This is a genomic window from Parvibaculum sp. (assembly GCF_039973015.1).
Taxonomy (GTDB): domain Bacteria; phylum Pseudomonadota; class Alphaproteobacteria; order Parvibaculales; family Parvibaculaceae; genus Parvibaculum.
Genome location: NZ_JBDWLT010000009.1, coordinates 77,158 through 96,258, shown reverse-complemented (window position 1 = coordinate 96,258; position 19,101 = coordinate 77,158). Strand labels below are relative to the sequence as shown.

General features: G+C 62.2%; 12 protein-coding genes. 6 read left to right on the top strand and 6 right to left on the bottom strand.

Annotated elements, in window-relative coordinates; all coding sequences use genetic code 11:
- Nucleotides 1–26: 26 nt before the first annotated feature.
- The 5 genes from ABJO61_RS10075 to ABJO61_RS10055 form a co-directional block, all read right to left on the bottom strand.
- Complete coding sequence (locus ABJO61_RS10075) at nt 27–1,520, bottom strand: bifunctional 3-(3-hydroxy-phenyl)propionate/3-hydroxycinnamic acid hydroxylase (protein ID WP_348327964.1); 1,494 nt, start codon at nt 1,518–1,520, stop codon at nt 27–29.
- Between the two features lie 31 nt (nt 1,521–1,551).
- A complete protein-coding gene (locus tag ABJO61_RS10070) occupies nt 1,552–2,427 on the bottom strand; it encodes a fumarylacetoacetate hydrolase family protein (RefSeq protein ID WP_348327961.1) in 876 nt (291 codons plus the stop codon).
- Nucleotides 2,428–2,454: 27 nt separating this feature from the next.
- Nucleotides 2,455–3,375, bottom strand: a complete 921-nt coding sequence (locus ABJO61_RS10065; protein WP_348327958.1) for a VOC family protein — start codon at nt 3,373–3,375, stop codon at nt 2,455–2,457.
- A 28-nt stretch (nt 3,376–3,403) separates the two neighbouring features.
- Complete coding sequence (locus ABJO61_RS10060; protein WP_348327955.1) at nt 3,404–4,075, bottom strand: helix-turn-helix domain-containing protein; 672 nt, start codon at nt 4,073–4,075, stop codon at nt 3,404–3,406.
- A gap of 151 nt (nt 4,076–4,226) precedes the next feature.
- On the bottom strand, nt 4,227–4,952 hold the full coding sequence (locus ABJO61_RS10055) for a TetR/AcrR family transcriptional regulator (protein WP_348327952.1): 726 nt from the start codon (nt 4,950–4,952) through the stop codon (nt 4,227–4,229).
- Between the two features lie 101 nt (nt 4,953–5,053).
- On the opposite strand from ABJO61_RS10055, the gene ABJO61_RS10050 reads away from it, so the two are divergent.
- Both ABJO61_RS10050 and ABJO61_RS10045 read left to right on the top strand, forming a co-directional pair.
- Nucleotides 5,054–6,169 (top strand): efflux RND transporter periplasmic adaptor subunit, encoded by a 1,116-nt coding sequence (locus ABJO61_RS10050; protein WP_348327950.1) that lies wholly within the window; start codon nt 5,054–5,056, stop codon nt 6,167–6,169.
- Nucleotides 6,166–9,258: an efflux RND transporter permease subunit gene (locus tag ABJO61_RS10045; RefSeq protein ID WP_348327947.1), complete on the top strand. Its 3,093-nt coding sequence runs from the start codon at nt 6,166–6,168 to the stop codon at nt 9,256–9,258. Before ABJO61_RS10050 ends, ABJO61_RS10045 begins: the two co-directional genes overlap by 4 nt.
- Nucleotides 9,259–9,384: 126 nt before the next feature.
- On the opposite strand, the gene ABJO61_RS10040 is transcribed toward ABJO61_RS10045, so the two are convergent.
- Nucleotides 9,385–11,742: an efflux RND transporter permease subunit gene (locus tag ABJO61_RS10040; RefSeq protein ID WP_348327945.1), complete on the bottom strand. Its 2,358-nt coding sequence runs from the start codon at nt 11,740–11,742 to the stop codon at nt 9,385–9,387.
- Between the two features lie 552 nt (nt 11,743–12,294).
- Here ABJO61_RS10040 and ABJO61_RS10035 point away from each other — a divergent pair.
- The 4 genes from ABJO61_RS10035 (at nt 12,295) to ccoN (ending at nt 19,097) form a co-directional block, all read left to right on the top strand.
- The gene (locus tag ABJO61_RS10035; RefSeq protein WP_348327943.1) at nt 12,295–13,353 is read left to right on the top strand and encodes an HlyD family efflux transporter periplasmic adaptor subunit; all 1,059 of its coding nucleotides are present in this window, start codon (nt 12,295–12,297) and stop codon (nt 13,351–13,353) included.
- Nucleotides 13,350–16,097 carry a ribosome-associated ATPase/putative transporter RbbA gene (rbbA, locus tag ABJO61_RS10030; protein ID WP_348330899.1) on the top strand — a complete coding sequence of 916 codons (2,748 nt, stop codon included), beginning with the start codon at nt 13,350–13,352 and terminating at the stop codon, nt 16,095–16,097. The genes ABJO61_RS10035 and rbbA overlap by 4 nt, the downstream gene beginning before the upstream one ends.
- A 1-nt stretch (nt 16,098) precedes the next feature.
- On the top strand, nt 16,099–17,223 hold the full coding sequence (locus ABJO61_RS10025) for an ABC transporter permease (RefSeq protein ID WP_348327118.1): 1,125 nt from the start codon (nt 16,099–16,101) through the stop codon (nt 17,221–17,223).
- A gap of 227 nt (nt 17,224–17,450) precedes the next feature.
- The gene (ccoN, locus tag ABJO61_RS10020; protein WP_348327181.1) at nt 17,451–19,097 is read left to right on the top strand and encodes a cytochrome-c oxidase, cbb3-type subunit I; all 1,647 of its coding nucleotides are present in this window, start codon (nt 17,451–17,453) and stop codon (nt 19,095–19,097) included.
- Nucleotides 19,098–19,101 lie beyond the last annotated feature (4 nt).

The following is a 19,101-nucleotide window of genomic DNA, read 5'->3' as shown; positions in this document are numbered from 1 at the left end:
CATGAGACGCATTGCGCCTAGAGGTTTCAGGCGGCGGGCGCCCGCGCCTCCGTCACGCCGCTTGCGAGATAGGCGGCCCATGCGGCGGTAAGCGCCGCTGCGTCGCCCGTACCGAAGACATAACGGTCGGGGCGGACGAGAATGGCGTCTGCATCGCCCATGAGCGCGGCCAGATGCCCGCCCTTGTCGGGCAGCGCCCCGCACAGGGCAACGAAGCCGCGCGCATCCCGGAAAATGCGCGCGGCATCGCACGCCTCGCGCAGGATGAGGAGCGGCGCATAGCCCGCGGCATCGTCCAGACGCGTCGCGCCATGCCCCGGATCGGGGAAGACCGTGCCGCCGCCTTCAAGAATGCCGGACTTGATGCCGTCAAGCGCGAGCATGCCGTTCATGCGCTTGTCCTCGGGACGGGCAAGCATGTCCTCGTCGCGCCGCCGCGCCTCTTCCTCGCTGCGCGTGCAGACGACCTTGCCCATGGACACGGCCATGCCGGTGATCATGCGCACATGCGGCTCGCGCTCGGCCTGATAGCTGTCGAGAAGGCGATCCTCTGCGCGGCCCCGCAACACCGCCTCGATCTTCCAGGCGAGATTCGCCGCGTCGCGCGTGCCCGAACAAAGCCCCTGCCCCATGAAAGGCGGCATCTGGTGCGCGGCATCGCCCGCAAGGATAACCGGCCCCTGCCGCCACTTCTCCGCCACAAGCGCATGAAAGCGATAAACGGCGCGGCGTTCGATATCGAGCGCGGGGGTATCCGCATAGGGCGCGAGCATGGCGGCGATGGCTTCATCGCTCGTGACATCTTCCGGTCTCTCGCCGTCGAGCAGCATGAACTCCCAGCGGTGACGGCCCGGCGCCATCGGCATGGACGTGACGGGACGCGCTGGATCGCAATGCTGGAGACCGACGGTCGTGAGCCGTTCGGCGCCGTTCTTCAGCACCGCGTCGATGACAAGCCAGGGCTCGTCGAAGCCGAGATCGTCGAGCGCGATACCAGCGGTGCGGCGCACAAGGCTGTTGCCGCCATCGCAGCCGACAATGAAGCGCGCGGCGACTTCATAAGTGCCTTCATCGCCCTCGACCCGCGCCACCACACCGTCGCCTGCAACATCGTAAGCGTCCAATGCATGACCGAGCCGCATGGAGACGGAGGGCAGTTCGGCAAGGCGCGCACGCAATGCATGCTCCAGCGCCGGCTGGTGGAACATCGAGGTCCAGGGCCAGCCCGTCGGCGCAAGATCGCCGCTCGGCCTGAACCCCATGAGGAGGTCGCCCGCCGCATTGCGGAACTCATAGGCCGAAAGCGGCTGGCTCGCCGCCGCAACCGCTTCAGCCCCGCCTGCGAGATGAAGAAGACGCATCGTCTCATGGTCGAGATGCGCCGCGCGGGGAAGCGGATAGACATCCCTGTCACGCTCGATCGCAATGACCTTGATGCCCATGCGCCCGAGATAGACGCCGAGTGCTGCCCCCACAGGCCCGAGCCCGACGATCAGGATTTCCGTTTCCTCGCGCTTCATTTCCCTCTTCCCCTTATGCGGCTTCCCGTTCTTATGCGGCTTCGATAACCGTCTCGGCTTTTTCCGGCACGACGCGGTTTTCGATAACGCCGAGCTTTTCGACCTCGACGCGCACGACATCGCCTTCCTTCAGGAACTGCATCGGCTTCATCGCGGCGCCGATACCGCCCGACGTGCCGGTGAAGATCACGTCGCCCGGATCGAGCGTGAAGGCCTGCGTCAGATGCGCGACCTGATCGAAGCAGTTGAAGATCAGATGCTTCGTGTTCGAGTTCTGGCGCAGCTCGCCATTGACCCAGCACTTGATGTCGAGCGCATGCGGATCGCCGACCTCGTCCGGTGTCACGATCCACGGACCCGTGGGGCCATGCGTGTCGAAGCTCTTGCCGATCTGCCACGTATTCGTGCGGAGCTGCCAGTCGCGTACGCTGACATCATTGCCGACGAAATAGCCCGCGATCACTTCATGCGCGCGGCTCGCAGGCACATGCTTGCAACGCTTGCCGATGACGAAACACATCTCCGCCTCGTAATCGAGAAGCGCGGACACGGAAGGCAGCGCCACATCGGCGTAAGGGCCGGTGATGCAATTGTGCTGCTTGTTGAACCAGACCTGATGCTCGGGCATCGCCTGGCCGCTCTCTTCCACATGGTCGCGGTAATTGAGACCGATGGCGAGCACCTTGCCCGGGAAGGGGACGGGCGCTTCGAGCGTCACCTTGTCGAGGGCGATGGCACTGCCCGTCTGCGCCGCCGCACGAGCCCTGGCCATTGCGGCCTCGCTTGAAATCAGCGCCACCATGTCGCGCGGGAGATCGGGAGCGGCGGCAGATAGATCGACAATGCCGTCGTCGCGGACGACACCGGCGCGAGTGGAGCCGCCTTCGGTGAAGGTTGCGAGTTTCATGCTTCCTGTTCCTTCCTTGAATTCTTTTCAGGAGCCCATGGAAGGCGGTGCTTCCGGTCCCCACTGGTTGCCCATGAGCTTGTCGATGCCGACGACATTGGGCGGCGTTTCATTGTTGAAGAGATCGCCGTCCGTCCAGTGCTCGACCGTGTGACCCCAGGGGTCTCGCCAGTAGTCGAAGATCTGGCTGCCGAGGATGTGGCGGCCGACGCCCCATTCATGGCGGCGGCCGGACTGCTCCAGAACCTGGTGGCCCGCCATGAGGTCGTCGAAATTCGCAACCTCGAAAGCAGCGTGGTTGAAGCCGGGCGTGCCTGTGCCGACGGGGAAAAGCGTGTGATGATCGACATGCTCCGGCCCCCGGTCGCAGCGCAGGAAGGCACCGATGGGCGCGCCGGGCGCGATCTCGATTTCATCGGAGGTAACGAGACCGAAGCGCTCCTTGTACCAGGCCTCCGTTTCGCGGAAGTCCTTCACATTGATGACGCAGTGGCCGAGGCGCTTCACCTGCGAGGGGCCCGGCTCGACGCGCAGGGGATCGCCGCGGCGCGGACGCTCGTCGCCATCATTGTGAACGAGGCGGCGCTTGACCGGCAGGGCATGGGGAGCGCTCTGCCCGGCGACGATATCGACGGGAAAGCCGTTCGGATCGGTGAAGCGTACGATCTTGCCCGCGCCCGGCGCATCGCTCTCCTCAACGGGAAGACCGTGCGCCGCCGCGACCTTCTCAAGATCGGCAACGCTTTCCGCGTAAAAGCCGAGGCCGGCGAAACCCGGCTCTCCAAGCTCCGTCACATGCGCGAAGGAAAGCGGGTCCGTGCCGCGCATGAAGAGCTTGTCCGCGCGGCGCTCGGCGCGCACGAGACCGAATTCGAGAAGGAACGTCTCCATCTCGTCGAGATCGGGCGCGCGGAAGCGCACATAGGCAATATCGGTGACCTTGATCATTTTTCCTCCCGAACCGGATGAGCGGTCCTTACAGAAAGCTGAAGCCCGTCGCGTCGAAGGGACGCGCGAGAATGCGTTCGATGTCGGCTCCCGGTACGCCGAGCCCGCGCAGCAGCATGAGAGAGATGTCGCGCGCATAGCCCTCGCCATGCAGGATCTCGGAGCCCGCGCCGGTGTCGAGAAGATGGCGCATGGCGACCGTGCCGAGACCGACGATGAAATGCAGCGCAACCAGCTCGCCCGGCACATGAATGCGGCCCTGGTCGATGCCCGCGCGAATGTCATCCAGGAGTGGCAGGTTGCCCGCACTGTCATGCGCAAGGCCGCCGTCATAGAGGCGCGACAGCATCGCCGCCTTGTCCGGATTACTGACCACATTCGCCATGAAAAGACGGACGCCGCGCGCGATGCGCTCGGCAGGGTCCGTAATACCTTCGTTGATATGCGTGACCGCGGCATCGAGATCGTGGCGGATAAGCGCGCCGACCGCGCGCGCGACTTCCGAGCGATCCGTGAAGTAGTTGTAGAAGGTGCCCTTGGCCACGCCGGCAACATTGACGATCTCGTCGATGGTCGTGGCATCCACTCCCTGCTTCGCAAAGAGCCGAAGAGCCGCCTCGATCAGAATGGCGCGCATCCGCTCGCGGCGGCGCGAACCCGCTTCATCCTGCTTTTCGACGCGCATGCTGCTGACGGCCACGACATCCTCCCGATAACGATATGACTATTTAGTCAATAAATGACTATATAGTCAACTAGACGCCCAGTCAGTTTGGGCAGCCAGCTTTCGGCAAGGCGCGAAAGGCAAAGATGCGGCGAAGCAGAGGACGCAGGGAGAACCGGAGGCGGCCCTAGAACATTCCCGTCCGCATCGGGCAGCCTTCGTGGAGAAGGCCCCGAAACAGGAGATCTATCTGGAGGTCGATGACCTTTGCCGGATCGGTCCACGGAAATTCGTTATGGGTGATGAGGAGCGAGACGATCCCGTGCCCCGCCGCCCATATCGCCTCGGCGAGAAGGTCGGTGCTCGAATGACGCGTCATGCCGCGATTGACGACCTCGCGCACCGCACCGTCGAGGACGTTGAATGCAAGCGCGCCCTTGGAGGGCTGAAGCGTCGCTTCCGCCGTGCGCGGCACTGCCACGCCCGCCCGCACAAGTCCCGACATCGGCGTCATGAAGACGAGACGATAGGCCTCCGGGCGCGAGAGGCCGTATTCGATATAGGCCCGCATACCGGCGCGCAGCTTGCGCAAGGGCTCAACCTCGCTGGCGATGGCGGATGAGAGGGCCTCCAGCAGGTCGCCGAAAAAATCCTCGATGATGACGAAGAGGATCGCTTCCTTGTTCTCGAAATGCTGGTAGATGGCGGCCTGGGTGATACCCACCTCGCGCGCGATCTTGCGCATCGAGACCTGATCGATCCCTTCCTCCGAAAAAAGCGCCTTGGCGGCAGCAACGATCTGGCTGCGGCGCTCGTCCGGCGAGAGGCGGCGGCGAGCCGGCCTGCCCTGCCCTTGCGCAGGGGCATCCTCGCCCTTTGCCTTTGCGGCCCCCGCCGAAGGGGAGCGCTTCACCGTTTTTCTCGCCATGAACGCTAATTAACACCGTTCGGCAGGGTTGACCACACGCCCGATCTCCCTAAATAAACACCGTTAGGTAAATTGGGAGGCTGGGTATGGGTTGGGTGTCGCGCTTCGCGCTGCTATCGGCGTTTTCCGTTGTTCTGCTGGCCGGCTGCGGCGAGGACCCGGGGGAAACGGAAGCGGCCAGAGAGGACGCCGTCCCCGTGCAGGTCGCGGAAGTCACACTGGCTCCCGAGGTGAACGATGTGACCGTCTACGGGATCGTCCGCTCCGACAGGGAGGGCGTCCTTTCCTTCAAGACAAGCGGGCTGGTGAAATCGATCGCCGTGGACGAAGGCGACAGGGTCGCCAAGGGCGATGTACTGGCCGAACTCGACATGCGCGAGATCGACGCCGACGCCCGGCGCGCGGCGGCGGCAGCCGCCAAGGCGAAACGCGACGTGGAAAGGCTGAAGCCTCTTTTCGAGAAGGGCTTCGCCAGCAGCCAGGCCATACAGGATGCCGAAACGGCCTATGCGCAGGCGCTTTCGGAACGCACGCGCGTGGAGTTCAACCGCACCCTTTCGCGGATTACGGCCCCTGCCGACGGCGTCGTGCTCGCCCGTGACGCGGAGCCAAACGAAATCGTGAGCCCCGGCCAGCCGATCCTGACGGTGAGCCAGGGCGGCGGCGGCTTCATCATGAAGGCGGGCCTTGCCGACCGCGACGTTGCCCGCATCCGCCTGGACGCGGCGGCCCGCGTGACGCTCGACGCCTTCCCGGACCTCGAAATCGCGGGAACCGTGCGCCGCATCGCAGCCGCAAGCGAAGCACGGACCGGCACCTTCGAGGTGGAAATCGCCCTTTCCGAAATCCCGGAAGGCGCGGCAAGCGGCTTTATCGGCAAGGCCAGGATCACCCCGGAGCGGAACGGCGCCGCGCCCCTTATGGCGGTTCCCGCCAGCGCCATACTTGAGGGCCACGGCTCGACCGCGAATGTCTATGTCGTTGACGAAAAGACGATGACGGTCAGCCAGAAGCGCATCGGCGTCGGTTCGCTCTCGGGCGGCAACGTGACGGTGATGCAGGGCCTGAGCGAAGGCGACCGCGTGGTCAGTGCGGGTGCACCCTATCTTCGCGAGGGAGCGAAAATCCGGATCGTGAGCGACCTCAAGGCGGCGCGCGCCGCACCCGCCACCGGCAATGAAGACGGGGCGGTGCAGCCATGATCCTCAGCAACATCAGCGGCTTTGCTGTCCGCAACTGGCAGTTCACGCTCGTCGTCTTCGCCATGCTGGCGGCCATCGGTCTCAACGCCTTCAACACCATTCCGCGCGCCGAAGACCCGGACATGAAGGGCCCCTTCGCCATCGTCAACGTGGCGCTGCCGGGCGCGGACCCTGCGGATATCGAGAAACTCATCATCCGCCCGATAGAGGATGCGGTGAACCGGCTGGACGATCTGGAGGAGATCAACAGCCGCGCGGAAGACGGGCTTGCCATCATCCAGGTCGAATTCGACTGGTCGAGCGACCCGGACAAGAAATATGACGACGTGGTGCGCGAGATCAACGCGCTGAGGCCGACACTGCCGGACGGTATCCGCAGGCTCGACGTCAACAAGTTCCGCACCTCGCTCACCAACATCGTGCAGATCGCGCTCGTCTCCGAGACCGCACCCAACCGCGTACTGGAAGATCTGGCCGACGACCTCACCGACGAAATCTACCGTGTGCCGGGCGTACGCGACGCCGATGTCTGGGCACTGCCGCAGTCGGAGGTGCGCGTTTCGCTCGACTTCGGGCGGCTGGCAGCCCTCGGCATCCCGGTCACCGCGGTGGCAAACGCCATCGGCGCGGACGCTGCCGAACTGCCCGGCGGACCCATTCACGCAGGTGCGCGACGCTTCAACCTCAAGACGGCAGGCGGCTACGACGATCTCAATGAGATCCGGTATACGGTTGTCGGCAATTTCGGCGGCAACATCGTGCGCGTCCGCGATGTGGCCGAGGTCGGCTGGGCAACCGAGGAGGCGACCTATCTCGGCTGGTATAATGGTGAGCGCGCCGCCTTCGTCACGGCCAACCAGAAGGAAGCCCAGAACGTCTTCGAGGTGCGCAACGGCATCTATGAAGTGCTGGACGAGTTCGAACAGCACCTTCCCGCCGATGTGCGGATGGAGCGCGCTTTCGACCAGACAGTTTCGGTCGCAAGCCGGCTTAACCGTCTCTATATCGACTTCGCCATCGCCGTCAGCCTGGTGGCGATAACGCTGCTGCCGCTCGGCCTGCGCGCGGCAGGCATCGTCATGGTGTCGATCCCGCTATCGCTCGCCGTCGGCATCGCCCTGCTGAACGTCACCGGCTTTTCGCTCAACCAGCTTTCGATTGCCGGGCTCGTGCTCTCGCTCGGTCTTCTCGTGGACGACTCCATTGTCGTGGTCGAGAACATCGAACGGCATCTGCGCGAGGGAAAGAAACGCTATGAGGCGGCCATCGCCGCAACCTCGCAGATTTCGCTCGCGGTCGTCGGCTGCACGGCGGCGCTCATTCTTGCTTTCCTGCCGCTTCTCTTCCTGCCCGGCGGCGCGGGCAAGTTCACGCGTTCGCTTCCCGTCTCCGTTCTTTTCACCGTGATGGCCTCGCTCGGCATCGCGCTCACCATCATTCCCTTTCTCGCGAGCCGCCTGCTCAGCGACAAGTCCCATCCCGAAGGCAATGTGTTCCTGCGCATCGTGATGCGCGGCATTCACACGATCTACCGCCCTCTGCTCCACATCGCGCTTGGCTGGCCGCGCACCACCGTGATAGGCGCGATGATCATCTGCTTTGCAAGTCTCTCCCTCATACCAAAGATCGGTTTCAGCCTGTTTCCGCCTGCCGACAGCAGGCAGTTTCTCGTGCAGATCGAAACGCCGCAGGGAACGGGCATGGAGGAAACCCGCAAGGCGCTCGACTATGTGACCGAAAGACTCCAGGAGCGCCGGGAGATCGACTGGGTGATGGGCAATCTCGGCCGCTCCAACCCGCAAATCTTCTACAATGAAAGCGCCCGCGAACAGCGCGCGAACAAGGCCGAAGCCTTTGTGCAGATGGCGGAGTTCGACAAGAAACGCACACCTGCACTGCACGACGAACTGCGCGCCGAATTCGCACTCTATCCCGGTGCGCAGATCGTACTCAGAACCTTCAAGAACGGACCGCCGATCGAGGCGCCCATCGCCGTGCGCATCTTCGGGTCGGATCTTGTCATCCTGAAGGATCTGGCCGCCGAGGTGACGCGCGTCCTTGAAGGGGTCGAGGGAACACGCGACGTCGTCAATCCCGTCCGGCTCGACCGCACCGATTACAATCTCGGCCTCAACACGGAAAAGGCGGGCCTTCTCGGCGTGCCGCCGGGAGAGATCGACCGCACGGTCCGCCTTGCCATCGTCGGCGAAACCGTGGGTGCCTTCCGCGAAACGGATGGCGATGAATTTCCCATCGTCACCCGCCTGCCGCTCGACGAACATCACACCGTCGAGGCGCTTCAGGAAATTTACGTACCGACGGCCGGCGGCGCCTCGATCCCGCTGAACCAGCTTTCACGTCCTCGCCTCGAATCCTCTCCCTCCCGCATCGACCGCTTCGACCGTCAGCGCCTCGTGACCGTCACGGCCTACACCCGCACCGGTTACAACACGGAGAAGGTAACGAACGAAGTCTTCGAGGCGATTGCCTCCCTGCCGCGTCCGCCCGGCTATGAATTCCGGGCAGGCGGCGAAATCGAAGCCCGGCAGGAAGGCTTCTCCGGCCTCGGCAATGCCATCCTGATCGCCATTTTCGGCATCATCGGCGTACTCATTCTCGAATTCCGCGCCTTCCGCACAACCTTCGTCGTTGCGGGCGTGATCCCGCTCGGCATCGTTGGCGGCCTGCTCGGGCTCTGGGTCTCGGGCTACTCGCTTTCCTTTACGGCGGTGATCGGCTTCATCGCGCTGATCGGTATCGAGATCAAAAGCTCGATCCTGCTGGTGGATTTCACCAACCAGCTCAGGCGCGAAGGCATGGAACTGCGTGAAGCCGTGGAACGGGCGGGCGAGATCCGTTTCCTGCCGGTGCTGCTCACGTCACTGACGGCAATCGGCGGGTTGACCCCGCTTGCCATGCAAGGCTCCGGCCTCTATTCGCCGCTCGCCTTCGTGATCATCGGCGGTCTCGTCTCATCGACAGTGCTCTCGCGCCTCGTCACCCCCGCCATGTACTACCTGCTGGCGCCGCGAACCCTCGACGACGAACCGGCGGCCGCGGGCGGCGCTCTTTCATCGACGGACCATTAAAGGCTCCTCGGCCGGCAGAAAAACGGACTCCCTCATCCGTTCCGGCCCAAAGAGAAAGGGCGGCCCTCTTTCGAGGCGCCGCCCTTTCGATTGCCGGAGGTGAGGCCGGAAAGTCCGGCCGCAGCCTTAGTGGCCGCGCATCACCGCACGCGCTTCCTCTTCGGAGAGCGGCTTGCGCTTCAGCGGCCAGATATATTCGAACACCGCAACCAGCGCCGGGAGGAGCGTCACCGCACCGAGCATGTTCACGATGAACATGAAGGTGAGGAGGAGGCCCATGTCGGCCTGGAACTTGAGCGCCGAGAAGGCCCAGGTGCTGACGCCGATGGCAAGGGTGAGGCCGGTGAACATGGTCGCCGAACCGACGTCGTAGAGAGCCTGCAGATAGGCCTCGTGCGGCGTCTTGCCCATGCGCATGTAGCGCTGCATCCGGTTGTACTCATAGATGCCGTAGTCGACGCCGATACCCACCGCAATGGCAAGCACGGGCAATGTCGAGATCTTCAGGCCGACACCGAAGGCGGTGAGGAACCAGTCGCCGATGATCGTCGCGAGAATGAGCGGGAACACACAGCACAGCGCGCCGCGCCACTCGCGATAGGTGATGATGACCAGCGTCATGATGACCGCATACACATAGAGCAGCATGGGCAGCTCGGACTTGTGCACGATCTCGTTGGTCGCCGCCGTGATCGGTACGTTACCGGTACCGATACGCAGGTTGATCCCGTCATAGGGGTTTGCGGCGATATATTCTTCAAGCTCCGCGACGACGTGTTTGACCGTTTTGGCCTTGGTATCGCGGATGAAGATCGCGACGGCCGCGGTCGAGCAGTCCGGGTTCACGATGCCCGAAGAGCTGCCGATGCTGGAAGTCGCCTGAGCGAGAGCGGCAGGGTTGCGCGGCAGGTTCTGCCACTTCGGATTACCCTCCTGCCACATGCTGTTGATCTTGCGCGCCAGCACCGGAAGGCTGATGACCGACTGCACACCATCCACATTGCGCATGTTCCAGCTGAACTGCTCAAGATAGTGCATCTTGCCATAGTCGACGCAGACCACATTGTCCGACTCGACGATGACCGTAAGGACGTTCAGGCCGAGGGCGAACTTGTCGGCAATATAGCGGCTGTCCTGATTGTAGCGGGAATCCGGCCAGAGCTCGCCTGCCCCCTCGTGAACGTCACCGATCTGCTTGTCGCGAGCCTCGTAGAGACCGACCATCGCGATAATGAAGCACAGGCCGACAAACGGGAACGCAAAAGCAGGCGTGGCGATCTTCGACAGCGCCGGCCAGAGCTTGGCGCGGGTTTCCATCGCCTTGCGGACCTTCGCACCATATTCCTCTTCCGGCGGCGCCACATAGGAGACGAGCAGCGGAAGCATGATCAGGTTCGAAATGATCTTGAAGCCGAGACCGATCGAGGCGGTGATTGCGAGCTCCTGGATCATGCCGATGGGAATGATGTAGAGCGTGGCAAACCCGGCAAGCGTGGTCAGCAGGGCAACGACGCCCGGGCGGAACAGGAAGGTGAAGGTGGCACGCGCCGCCTGATCCTTGTTCAGGCCCGCGGCCATTTCCGCGCCGACCATGTTGATCTGCTGCACACCATGGCTGACGCCGATGGCGAAAACGAGGAACGGCACGAGCACGCCCAGCGGATCGAGACCGAAGCCGAGGAGGTGCAGGAGGCCGAACTGCCAGACGAGCGAGCACAGTGAAGCGCCGACCGTGACTGCGGTAAGAATCCACGAGCGGCAATAAAGCCACATCATGAAGCAGGTCAGCACGAAGGCGATCGAAAAGAAGAAGACCACGGAGCGCGCACCGTCGGCGATGTCCCCCACCAGCTTGGCGAAGCCAACGATCTTCACATCCGTATTTTCGGTCACATATTTGTCGCGCAGGTCCGTTTCGAGCTTGGCGGCGACTTCAAAGTAGTCGAGGCGCTGCTGCGTTTCCGGATTGAAGTCGAGAAGTTCGGCGCGGATCATCGCCGCGCGAAAGTCGTTCGACACGAGGCGGCCGACAAGATCGGCGCGCAGCGTATTCTGCATGACCGTGTCGATGTCTTCGGGCTCACCGGCGAAGTTGGCCGGGATGACGTCGCCCGCTTCCAGGCCCTCTTCCGTCACCGCGATGAAGCGCGTATTGGGCGTCCACAGCGAAGTCACCGTGTGGCGCGCAACGCCCGGGATATAGAAGAGATCCTGGGTCGCGTCGTTCAGCTTGTAGAGGAAGTCTTTCTGGAAGATATCGCCCTTCTTGTTTTCGAGAATGACGAGAATGCGGTTACCGCCGCCGAAACCTTCCGAATATTCAAAAAAGGTTTCGATATAGGGGTGGCCGATCGGAAGCATCTTCGTGAAGCCGGCGTCCATCTTCAGCTGGGACGCAAACACGCCCATCGTGATGGTGAAGACGAGAAGTGCCAGCAGGATCACGGAACGCAATCCGAACACCAAATTTTCAATACGCTGCAAAATAACCTCCCCTTGGGAATACACTCCTTTTGCAAAAGAGTGCTTCGAAGGCTTGTCTACGGACGGTGGAGCTTCAGCTCTTCTTGTTCGCTCAATTCATTGTACCGACAGGGAGGACATTTATGTCTCGTTCCCCAACCGTACCAGCGACCCCGGGGCTTTCGCCTCTCTCGCCATTCTCTTTATTTCGTACAGACCGCGAAGATCGCTGCCTCCGAAACCGGTTCTAACCAGCCGGGCGGAGATAGCGCCTTTTTAGAAAATTCGCAATCAGGCCACCCGCTCAAGCGGGCACTCAATTATCACGACATATCGCTTTGGCACAGCCTAATTGTCCAGAAAAAGGATGAAGAAATCCAAGTGTGACGGGCAAAACATTGAATATGCACCCATCGTGCGCACGATGAGCATTCGTATAGCAGAGGTGGTGCAGCATTACTTTTGGTTAATGCGGCTCGCCACTCCGTATTCACTTCAGGATGCGCGCACTTGCCTCACGGAATCTGCATACAAACAGAGGTATAAGGGATTGCCGAAAAATAGAGGGATTCCATGCCATCCATTCTCGAACGACTGACTTCAGGCCGCAACGCGGTGTTCGCTGCCGTAGCACTCGCCATTCTCGTGGCACTGGGTCTCTACTACTGGTTCGTGGTCCTCGCCTCCGGGCTTCCAGAGGGTATCGCCGCGTCGAACGGTCGCATCGAGGCCGAACAGGTCAATGTCGCCACGAAATATGCGGGCCGCGTGGAAGAGGTTCGTGTCAGCGAAGGGGATTTCGTGACAGCAGGCCAGGTGCTTGCATGGATGGACGATGCCCAGGTGAAGGCAGAGATCGCCGCTGCGACCGCCGATGTCCGTCAGGCGGAGCAGCAAAAGGCACAGACAGACGCCGTCATCTCCCAGCGCGAGGCAGAACTCGACCTCGCCCAGCGTGAGCTCAGCCGCGCCGAACAGCTGAGCAAAAAGGGGCATATCCCCACCGAGCAGCTCGATCAGCGCCGCGCCCAGACCCGCACCGCGGAAGCGGCCCTCAAGACAGCCATTGCCAGCCGCGCCGCTGCAGAGGCCGCCATCGAAGCCGCCGAAGCCAATCTGACGCGGTTGCGCGACATGCTGGATGACACGGTGCTCAAAGCGCCGCGTTCGGGCCGGGTGCAATACCGGCTTGCAGAATCCGGCGAGGTGCTTGCGGCGGGCGGCAGCGTGCTGACCTTGCTTGACCTTTCCGAGGTCTACATGACGATTTTCCTGCCCGCGGCGGAGGTCGGCCGCCTCGCCATCGGCAGCGATGCACGCCTCGTACTCGATCCGATCCCCGACTATGTGATCCCGGCCCATGTAAGCTTCGTCGCCAGCGACGCACAATTTACGCCCAAATCGGTCGAGACACGAGAAGAGCGCGAGAATCTGATGTTTCGCATAAAGCTCAGCGTCGACCCGGAGCTTCTGGCCCGTGTCGAGGCACGCGTGAAGACCGGGGTGCGCGGCACCGGATATGTGCGCACACTCGCCGGCACGGAATGGCCCGACTATCTTGCGGTGAATCTGCCGCCGATCGCCCAGCCCCTTGAGGGCGAAAAGGGCGGGAGCAACGGCGCAGCCGAATGAGCGGCGATCCGGGCAACAACATGCCGGAACACACCGCAGCGCGGACCAGCGGGCTCACACATCGCTATGGCGAAACCTTCGCCCTTGATGACGTCACGCTCGATATCCCGGCAGGCGGCATGGCCGGCCTGATCGGACCGGACGGTGTCGGCAAATCGACGCTGCTCGCAATTCTTGCAGGCGTCAGGCGCATCCAGTCGGGCAAGGTGATCGTGCTCGGCGGCGACATGACGGACCCTTCCCACAGAAGCCGGTGCCACACACGTATCGCCTATATGCCGCAAGGGCTGGGCAAGAACCTCTATCCGACGCTGAGCGTCGAAGAAAATCTCGATTTTTTCGGACGGCTGTTCGGGCTGGGAACAAAGGCGCGCAAGGAACGCATTCGCGAATTGCTGACGGCAACCGGCCTCGCCCCCTTCCCCGACCGTGCCGTGGGCGCATTGTCGGGCGGCATGAAACAGAAGCTCGGTCTTTGCTGCGCACTCATCCACGAACCCGATCTTCTGATCCTCGACGAGCCGACCACGGGCGTTGACCCGCTGTCACGGCGGCAGTTCTGGGAGCTGATCGACACGATCCGCGCGCGGCGCCCGCAAATGAGCGTGCTCGTCGCGACGGCCTATATGGAAGAGGCGGAACGCTTCGACTGGCTTGCGGCCATGGATGACGGGCGCGTTCTGGCGACGGGCACACCGGACGAGGTTCGAAAGGCGGCAGGCCGTGCGACGCTGGAAGAAGCCTTTATCGAACTGTTGCCCGAAGAGAAGCGCCGCCAGCATCACACCGTAACGGTGCCCCCGCGGGGTGCGGATGGCGGAACACCGGCCATTGAGGCGGAAGGACTGACGCGCCGCTTCGGCAAGTTCGTGGCAGTAGACAATGTGAGCTTCCGTATCGAGCCTGGCGAAATCTTCGGCTTTCTCGGGTCCAATGGTTGCGGCAAGACGACCACCATGAAAATGCTGACGGGTCTTCTGCCCGCCAGCGAGGGCGAGGCGAAGCTTTTCGGCAAGCCGCTCGACGCACGCGACACCGCGACACGGCGGCGCGTGGGTTACATGTCGCAATCCTTCTCGCTCTATAGCGAACTGACCGTGCGGCAAAACCTTGAATTGCATGCCCGCATTTTCGAGTTGCCGGATGCCGAAGTCGAAGCTCGCATTCTGGAAATGCTGAAGAGTTTCGAACTCGACGCCGTGGAGCATAACCGGCCCGACGACCTGCCGCTCGGCATCAAGCAGCGCCTGCAACTCGCCGTCGCCGTCATTCACAAACCCGAAGTGCTGATCCTCGACGAGCCGACATCGGGCGTCGACCCGATCGCGCGCGACCAGTTCTGGCAATATCTCATCGACCTGTCGCGCAACAGCGGCGTGACCATTTTCATTTCCACGCACTTCATGAACGAAGCCGAGCGCTGCGACCGCATTTCGCTCATGCATGCGGGCCGCGTGCTTGCCGTGGGCTCCCCCCATGACCTTGCCGCGGAGCGAGGCGGCGGCTTGCTGGAAGAAGCCTTTGTCGCCTATCTGACGGAAGCGGCAGCAGAAACGGCAGAGGGCACAGCCGAAGCGGATGAGACCTCGCTCGAAATAGCCACTCAGCCCCCCCAGGAGGTCGGCGGACGCCATTTCAGCACCCAGCGTCTATGGGCCTATATGCGCCGCGAAACGATGGAATTGCTGCGTGATCCCATCCGCCTGACTTTCGCCCTGGTCGGCCCCATGATCCTGCTGCTGGCCTTCGGCTATGGCATCTCATTCGACGTCGAGAACCTGTCTTATGCCGTTCTCGATCAGGACCAGTCCTTTGAAAGCCGGACCTTGCTCGCGAATTTCGAGGGCTCGAATTATTTCGAGACGGAAGACCCCGCCACGTCCGAAGCCGACCTCATCCATCGCCTCAAGACCGGCGAGATCGCCGTCGGACTGGAAATCCCCCCCGATTTCGGACGAGATTTGCTGGCCGGCCGCCAGCCTGAAATCAATTTGCTGCTGGACGCGGCCCTGCCCTTCCGTGGCGAAACGGCGGCAGGGTATGTGAGCGGCATTGCCGAGCAATATATGGCCGAACAATTCCCGTCGCTCTCCGCCAGCACCTACTCGGTCGTAACGCGCATGCGTTACAACCAGTCCTTCAAAAGCGTCTATGCCATCGTGCCAAGCGTCTTCACGCTGGTACTGACCATGATTCCGGCCATGCTGACCGCCGTGGGCGTTGTCCGCGAAAAGGAATACGGTTCCATCGCCAATTTCCGCTCGACCCCGGTTACGCGGCTGGAGTTCCTTCTGGGCAAACAGGGGCCTTATGTTGTCCTCGCCTATCTGAACTTCCTGACGCTGCTTGCCATGGCCGTATTCCTGTTCGGCGTACCCATAAAGGGATCGATGACGGCCCTGCTGACAGGTTCGCTCGTCTTTGTCACCGCAACCACCGGCTTCGGCATTCTGGTCTCCTCCTTCACGAAGACGCAGGTCGCCGCCATGTTTGGCGCCGCAGTAATCTCTATCGTTCCGGCGGTCAATTTCTCTGGCTTGCTCGTCCCCGTCTCCTCCCTGTCCGGCGCAGGTCAGGCGATCGGCCTTTCATTTCCCTCGGGCTGGTACCAGCCCATTTCCGTCGGCACCATGACCAAGGGGCTCCACTTCGCCGACATCTGGACCTCTTTCGTCATGCTCGCCTTCTTCGCGCTGCTCTATCTGTTCGCCGCACGGCTGGCCCTCAGAAAGCAGGAGGCGTGACGTGCGGCACTTTCTGAAAAATGTCTGGCGCCTCGGCATCAAGGAACTGCGCGCCTTTCGTTCCGACCCGATCCTGATCGCGCTGGTGATCTATATCTTCACCTTCGCCGTCTATTCAGTCGCCACGGGCGCAAAGACGGAAGTGGTAAACGCGGCTGTCGCCGTCGTGGACGAAGATCGAAGCCCATTGTCGCGCGAGATCGCCCAAGCCCTGCTGCCGCCCTATTTTCAGGAAGCCCGCTACATTCGCGCCGACGAAGCCATAACCGGCATGGACAAGAATGAGTTCGTCTTCCTGATCGACATTCCGTCGAATTTCGAGCGCGACCTCCTGCGGGGAGACAGTCCCACGATTCAGGTCAGTGCAGATGCCACCGCCATGTCACTGGCCGGCATCGGCACCAGCTACATCACCTCGATCATTTCCCAGGAAATCACCACCGCCCTGCAGGAACACGGCTACTCGGCCTCGCAGCCGATCAACCTCGTTTCTCATTTCCTGTTCAATCCCAATGTGGAGTCGATCCGCAGCACGTCGATGATGCAGGTGATCAACAACATCTCCATGCTGGCAATCATTCTGGCAGGGGCCGCACTGATCCGCGAACGCGAACGCGGCACCGTCGAACATCTCCTCGTCATGCCGGTCAATGCGGCTGAAATCATGCTCGCCAAGATCTGGGCCAATGGGCTTGTGATACTGATCGCCGCTCTCGCTTCGCTGATCGTGGTGGTGGAGTGGGTGCTTGGCGTACCCGTGGCCGGCTCGCTTACGCTCTTCGCCCTCGGCATCGCCGTCTATCTGACAACGGTGACGGGCCTTGGCATCATGCTGGCGACATTTGCCTCCACCATGCCTCAATTCGCCCTGCTCTCCATACCTGTGCTCATTATTTTTCAGCTCCTGTCGGGCAGCGCGACACCGATGGAGAGCATGCCGACCTGGCTGCAAGCCATCATGCAGTTCTCGCCGGCGACCCATTTCGTCGCGTTCTCTCAGGCGGTTCTCTATCGCGGGGCGGGCTTCGCGATTATCTGGCCCCAACTGATCGTCATGGCGGGCATCGCCGCGGCCTTTTTCTTCATCGCCCTCATCCGCTTTCGCAGCGCGGTCCTGCGCGGTTGAACAAGCCGGAAGCATCTATCGGATGTGACATTTTGCAGCGCGGCAAGCTGGCCAGTGCCTGTTTATCCGTACTCGTGCTAAGGTTTTCCGGCTGGGTGCGGAGAGGGGTTTGAGTCGTCGAACGAGAGGATTTTTACCTCCAACGCTATCCGGCCTGAAGGCAACGCATATAAGGATAGCGCGACATGGCGGTTTCAAGCGCACCGGGCTCCAACCTGCCCGGCACGATGACCTCGGCGGCAATGGCCGTTGGGGGATTACTCATCGCGGGAACGGTTCTCTCCATCATTATCGCCGCCAAGGCAGCAGATGCGCCCATGGCGGCCCATGCCTGGCTTTTCGCCTTTGCCTTCATGGCGGGTGTGATGGCGCTGGGTCAGCGCCACTTCAATGCAACCCAGGGCCATGTGAGCGATGACGGGACGGGCTACGCCGATGGCGTGGTGAAGGCCGGCGCCATCGCGACCCTTTTCTGGGGCGTTGCGGGCTTCCTCGTCGGCGTGGTGATCGCCTTCCAGCTCGCCTTCCCCTTCCTGAACCTCGACACCACATTCACGAATTTCGGGCGCTTGCGCCCGCTCCACACCTCGGCGGTGATTTTCGCCTTTGGCGGCAACGCGCTGATCGCGACCTCGTTCTATGTCGTGCAGCGCACCTGCCGCACACGGCTCGCGGGCGACATCGCACCCTGGTTCGTCTTCTGGGGTTATCAGCTCTTCATCGTCGTAGCGGCGACCGGCTACCTGATGGGCGTCACCCAGTCGAGGGAATATGCCGAGCCTGAATGGTATGCCGACATCTGGCTCACCATCGTCTGGGTGGTCTACCTGCTCGTCTTCCTTGCGACGCTCGCAAAGCGCAAGGAGCCGCACATCTATGTGGCGAACTGGTTCTACCTTGCCTTCATCGTAACGATCGCGATGCTCCATATCGGCAATAATCTCGCGATCCCGGAGACCTGGACCTCGTCGAAGAGCTATGCGCTCTTTCCCGGTGTGCAGGATGCGCTGATCCAGTGGTGGTACGGCCATAATGCGGTGGGCTTCTTCCTGACCGCAGGCTTCCTCGGCATGATGTATTACTTCGTGCCGAAGCGCGCCGAACGTCCGGTCTATTCCTACCGGCTTTCCATCGTTCACTTCTGGTCGCTGATCTTCATCTACATCTGGGCAGGCCCGCACCACCTCCACTTCACGGCTCTTCCCGACTGGGCGCAGACGCTCGGCATGACCTTCTCGATCATGCTCTGGATGCCGTCCTGGGGCGGCATGATCAACGGCCTGATGACGCTGTCGGGCGCCTGGGACAAGCTGCGCACGGACCCCGTGATCCGCATGCTCGTCGTCTCCGTCGCCTTCTACGGCATGTCGACTTTCGAAGGCCCGGTGATGTCGGTGAAGGCAGTGAACTCGCTGTCGCACTACACCGACTGGACCATCGGCCATGTGCATTCCGGTGCGCTCGGCTGGGTCGGCTTCATCTCCTTCGGCGCCGTCTACTGTCTGATCCCGTGGCTCTGGAAGCGCGAGCGGCTCTACTCGCTCGCTCTCGTGAGCTGGCATTTCTGGATCGCCACGATCGGCATCGTTCTCTACATCACCGCAATGTGGGTGTCGGGCATCCTGCAGGGCCTGATGTGGCGCGCCTACGACACCCAGGGCTTTCTCGAATATTCCTTCGCGGAAACCGTCGCGGCGATGCATCCCTTCTATGTGATCCGCGCACTCGGCGGCGTGCTCTTCCTCATCGGCGCTCTCATCATGGTCTACAACTGCTGGATGACCATCAAGGGCCGCGTCCGTAAGGGCGAGCCTCTGCCCGCAAGCGCGCCTGGTAACGCATCCGCCGGCGCGATGCCGCAACCCGCCGAGTGAGGAG

What these genes read in the sequence shown, in the direction of transcription:
- ABJO61_RS10035 (WP_348327943.1), top strand. Translation starts at nt 12,295, where the DNA reads ATGCCATCCATTCTCGAACGACTGACTTCAGGCCGCAACGCGGTGTTC.
- rbbA (WP_348330899.1), top strand. Translation starts at nt 13,350, where the DNA reads ATGAGCGGCGATCCGGGCAACAACATGCCGGAACACACCGCAGCGCGG.
- ABJO61_RS10075 (WP_348327964.1), bottom strand. Translation starts at nt 1,520, where the DNA reads ATGAAGCGCGAGGAAACGGAAATCCTGATCGTCGGGCTCGGGCCTGTG.
- ABJO61_RS10065 (WP_348327958.1), bottom strand. Translation starts at nt 3,375, where the DNA reads ATGATCAAGGTCACCGATATTGCCTATGTGCGCTTCCGCGCGCCCGAT.
- ABJO61_RS10050 (WP_348327950.1), top strand. Translation starts at nt 5,054, where the DNA reads ATGGGTTGGGTGTCGCGCTTCGCGCTGCTATCGGCGTTTTCCGTTGTT.
- ABJO61_RS10070 (WP_348327961.1), bottom strand. Translation starts at nt 2,427, where the DNA reads ATGAAACTCGCAACCTTCACCGAAGGCGGCTCCACTCGCGCCGGTGTC.
- ABJO61_RS10045 (WP_348327947.1), top strand. Translation starts at nt 6,166, where the DNA reads ATGATCCTCAGCAACATCAGCGGCTTTGCTGTCCGCAACTGGCAGTTC.
- ccoN (WP_348327181.1), top strand. Translation starts at nt 17,451, where the DNA reads ATGACCTCGGCGGCAATGGCCGTTGGGGGATTACTCATCGCGGGAACG.